This is a genomic window from Actinoplanes sp. NPDC051537, assembly GCF_055586105.1.
In genome coordinates this window covers 174,029-177,995 of the sequence record NZ_JBVJIU010000023.1, presented here as the reverse complement: position 1 = coordinate 177,995, position 3,967 = coordinate 174,029, and the positions used below count along the sequence as shown (strand labels likewise).

At 69.1% G+C, this 3,967-nt stretch carries 4 protein-coding genes; 2 read left to right on the top strand and 2 right to left on the bottom strand.

Annotation, left to right across the window (positions count from 1 at the left end):
• Positions 1-118: 118 nt before the first annotated feature.
• Entirely contained in the window at positions 119-1,408 is a 1,290-nt protein-coding gene (locus ACZ6TB_RS41970; RefSeq protein ID WP_465565144.1) for an ABC transporter substrate-binding protein, read from the bottom strand.
• A gap of 273 nt (positions 1,409-1,681) precedes the next feature.
• Between ACZ6TB_RS41970 and ACZ6TB_RS41965 the strand changes: the two genes are divergently transcribed.
• On the top strand, positions 1,682-2,512 hold the full coding sequence (locus ACZ6TB_RS41965) for a DeoR/GlpR family DNA-binding transcription regulator (protein WP_465565141.1): 831 nt from the start codon (positions 1,682-1,684) through the stop codon (positions 2,510-2,512).
• Here the strand turns inward: ACZ6TB_RS41965 and ACZ6TB_RS41960 are convergent.
• On the bottom strand, positions 2,492-3,382 hold the full coding sequence (locus ACZ6TB_RS41960; protein ID WP_465565138.1) for an aldo/keto reductase: 891 nt from the start codon (positions 3,380-3,382) through the stop codon (positions 2,492-2,494). The two genes, ACZ6TB_RS41965 and ACZ6TB_RS41960, sit on opposite strands and share 21 nt — an antisense overlap.
• Before the next feature lie 253 nt (positions 3,383-3,635).
• Between ACZ6TB_RS41960 and ACZ6TB_RS41955 the strand changes: the two genes are divergently transcribed.
• On the top strand, positions 3,636-3,839 hold the full coding sequence (locus ACZ6TB_RS41955) for a cold-shock protein (protein WP_020511604.1): 204 nt from the start codon (positions 3,636-3,638) through the stop codon (positions 3,837-3,839).
• Positions 3,840-3,967: the final 128 nt, after the last annotated feature.

Here is a 3,967-nt window from a genome sequence, read left to right as displayed (position 1 = left end):
CCCCTCTCCTCTCTTCTCGCCATCGGGGCTGTTTTTCTAGGCTCCCCCCCCCCCGCCCTTCTCTTCTTCTTTTCCCCCCCCCCCCCCCCCGCCGCCCCCCCCCCCCCCCCCGGGCGGGCTAACCGATCACCGAGGACCAGGACTCCTGCGACTTGGCGAGCGCGTCGTCGACACTCGTCTTGCCGGTCAGCACGAGCTGAAGCTGCTCGTCGAAGCTGCGCATCAGGTCCTCGGACTTGGGCAGGCCGACGAACTCGTTGGCCGGGTAGCCCTGCTTGTAGATGTCGAAGGCGGTCTTGAACAGCGGGTCGCTGTCACCGAAGTCGGGCTCGGCGGTCTTGTTGCCGGGGAAGCCGTTCGCGATCGTGCTGAGCTTCGCGTTGGTGTCCTTGCTCATCAGGTAGGACACGAACTTGAACGCCTCGGCCTTGTGCTTGGTGCTGTTGGAGATGCCGATGCCCCAGGACGCGTACGGGATGCCGCGCTTGCCGGTGTAGCCGTCCTCGGCCGGCAGGGCCGCCACCTCGAACTTGAGGCCGGGCTTGTTCTTCTTGATCAGGTTGATGTGCGCGAGCGAGTCGATCATCATGCCGACCTGGCCGTTGGTGAACTTCTCGACCTTGTCCTGCTCTTTCATGGTGAGCGAGCCGGGAGCGATGACGCCCGCGTCGTTGAGGCTCTTCACGTACTCGACGGTGCTCTTGACCGCGGGGGTCTGCAGGGCCGGCTTGCCGTCCTGCAGCATGCTGCCGCCGGACGCCCAGAGCCAGGACATGACGTCGTTCTGGATGCCGTTGGGCACGGCCGTGTCGAGCGGGAGCGCCCAGCCCTTCACGTCGCCGCCGGAAGCGCTGATCTTCTTGGCCGTGTCGAGGAACTCGGTGCGCGTGGTGGGTGTCTTGGCCACGCCGGCCTTGGCCAGCAGGTCCTTGTTGACGAACAGCGGGTAGACGAAGTTGACCACCGGGATCATGTACGTCTTGCCGTCGAGCTGCACCTGGCTGGCCAGCTCGTCGGCGTTGTAGTTCGCGTCCTTCATGAGCTTGGACAGATCGGTGATCGCGCCCTGCTTGGCGAAGTCGCTGACCCAGGCGCCGTCCAGGCCGACCACGTCGGGGAGGGTCTTGGAGGCGGCGCCGGTCACCAACTGCTGCTTGGTCGAAGCGTACGGCGCGCTCAGCAGTTTGATCTTGATGTTCGGGTTCTGCGCCGTGAAGTCGTTGACGATCTTGTCGAACTCCCCGGCCGGAAGCTCGGCCCCCCACCACTGGGCGAACTCCAGCGTGACGTTGCCGCCCGAGGTGGCGTCACTCGAATCGCCTCCGCCGCACGCCGCCACGTACGCGACCATCGCGGTCGCCGTCACCGCCCCTATCACTCGCTTCAGCCGGGTTGCACGAACCGCCATGGTGGCTCCTTCTATATCGAGATCTTTCCGTTCTCTGCTGCGTTGGCGTCACGTTAGCAGCGTGTTACAGATTGATACAAGAGAAGAACAGCAGAAAACTGCGGAGTACGGCATACTGTTGCGCCATGAGCACGGCATGCAGCCGGGGATATCGAGCTGGGGCCCACTGTGAGCGGCATCCGCACCTTCTTGCGGCTCTTCGCCGGTCTCCGCAGCGATGTGCTCAATGGACACGCGGCCGTGGCATACTGCCGCACTGACAGGGGGGAATCAGTGAGCGTTGACAGGGATGAGCGGCAGCGTCATCTGCCGGCCGGACGCAAGGCTCAGCTCGCGGCCTACGTCGCGGACACGGGTCAGGTCACGGTCGGTGAGCTGGCCGAACGGTTCGGCGTCTCGATCGACACCGTCCGGCGCGACCTCGATCAACTGGCCGCCGAGGGCAGCCTCGTGCGCACGTACGGCGGCGCCGTCAGCCTGTCGACCGTCTCGCAGAAGACCGACCGCGCGGTCGACCAGCGCCTGAGCGTGCAGGAGCAGGAGAAGGAGCGGATCGCGGCGCTGGCCGCGGCCCTGGTCCAGGACGGCTCGACCATCATGATCAACGGCGGTACCACCACGCTCGCGCTCGCCCGGTGCCTCGGCCAGCACCGCGATCTCACGGTGGCGACCAACAACCTGCTGGTGCCCGGCGCGCTGCCGCCGACCGCGATCCGCGACATCTACGTCTTCGGCGGCGCCGTGCGCGCGCTCACCCTGGCCACGATCGGCCCGGTCAGCTTCCGCGCCAACACCGGCGCCGAGCTCGACATCAGCTGCGACCTGGCGCTGATCGGCGTCGGCGCGGTCTCGGCCGAGGCCGGCTACACGACGAGCAACCTGGCCGAGGCCGCGATGATGCAGGAGATGATCTCGCGGGCCGCCCGGGTGGCGATCCTCGCCGACTCCTCCAAGTTCGGCCGGCGGCTGTTCGCCCAGGTGTCCGAGCTCGGCGCCGCCGACTACCTGATCACCGACGCCGCGCCGCCGCCCGACCTGCGGGAGGCGCTCGCGGCCAGCGGCGTCGAGGTGCTCACGCCCCAGTCAGCGCCACGGCAGGCCTGACCGCTCCCGCCAGTACCGCTCGGCCGGGATCGCCACGCCCGTGTCCCCACCCCCGGAGATCCCCTCGGCGCGCAGGTTCGAGGCCAGCTGGCCGGTGGTGGCGGCGCCGGAGAGCACGATGGTCGCCCACGGCTGCGCGAGCGCGGCCGCGAGCGCCTCGGCGTCCTTGCCGTCGGCCGCGAGCCGGCCGTTGGCGAGCGCCTCCTTCACGATCACCAGGCAGCCGGCGTCGTGGGCCTCGGCCAGCGCCGGGCCGGCGCTGGGCTCGAGCAGGTTCCAGGTCGCCTGCACGCTGCGGAACAGCGGGCGGCCGTCGACCTCGATCGCGAGCGCGGCCCGGATCGCCTCGGCCTGCGCGGGCCCGCTGGTCGACAGTCCGATCAGGACACCCAGCCCGGCGAGGCGCCGGTGCAACCCGGCGTCGTGCAGGGCCGGGCTGTCCGGCGTGACCGAGTGGATCTGATAGAGGTCGAGCCGGTCGCCGAGCAGCGCCCGGGTCTCCGCGTACTGCCGCTCGAAGGTCGCGAGGCCGTGGTCCTTGACCTCGTGCACCTCGGCGTCGACCCGCCACCCGGCGGTGTAGGTGTATCCCCACTTGCTCCCGACGACGACATCGGCGGGGTTCGTGTTGTCGAGCCACCCCGCCAGGAACTCCTCGGCCAGCCCGTACGAGCGGGCGACGTCGAAATACCGGATGCCGGCCGCGTACGCCGCGTCGAGGATCTCGTGGGCGCGGGCCCGCATCGTCTCGACCGTCCGCTCCCCCGGCAGGTCCTCGGCCCGGCCCAGGTTGATGTAACCGGGCCGGCCCACGGCCGCCAGCCCCAGCCCGATCCGCGACGCCCCGGCCAGCCGCTCGACGATGTCCATCGCACCATCTTCACGCACGCGACTTCCCGCGACCGGCTTCACTCAACCGGCGGGCTGCCTCGCTTTCTCCGACGGGCTCCGCTACGGTGGGCTACGTTGCAGTTTTGATTCTCCTAAGACGTTTATCGACGCCTGTTGGGTCATCTGAGACCCGCCAGGCGTTTTTTGTTCTCGTCGGTGCATCCGGGGGCGATCAATGCCGTGACGCGCGGTTCGTAAGGTGCGACCCGCACAGCAGGCGAGGAGACACAGCATGGCCACCGGTACCGTCAAGTGGTTCAACGGTGACAAGGGCTTCGGGTTCATCACGCAGGACGACGGCGGCAAGGACGTGTTCGCGCACTTCTCCGCCATCGTGACCTCGGGTTACCGGACCCTCGAGGAGAACCAGCGGGTCGAGTTCGACGTCACGCAGGGCGCCAAGGGCCTGCAGGCGGAGAACATCCGCCCGCTCTGATCGACCGGGGCGGGGGGGGCGGGGGGGGGGGGGGGGGGCGGGGGGAGGGGGGGGGGGGGGGGGGGGGGGGGGGTGGGGGGTGGGGGGGGGGGGGGGGGGGGGGGGGGTGGGGAGGGGATGCTTGCTTG

Coding starts and splice junctions, on each gene's coding strand:
- ACZ6TB_RS41970 (WP_465565144.1), bottom strand. CDS start 1,408: ATGGCGGTTCGTGCAACCCGGCTGAAGCGAGTGATAGGGGCGGTGACG.
- ACZ6TB_RS41960 (WP_465565138.1), bottom strand. CDS start 3,382: ATGGACATCGTCGAGCGGCTGGCCGGGGCGTCGCGGATCGGGCTGGGG.
- ACZ6TB_RS41955 (WP_020511604.1), top strand. CDS start 3,636: ATGGCCACCGGTACCGTCAAGTGGTTCAACGGTGACAAGGGCTTCGGG.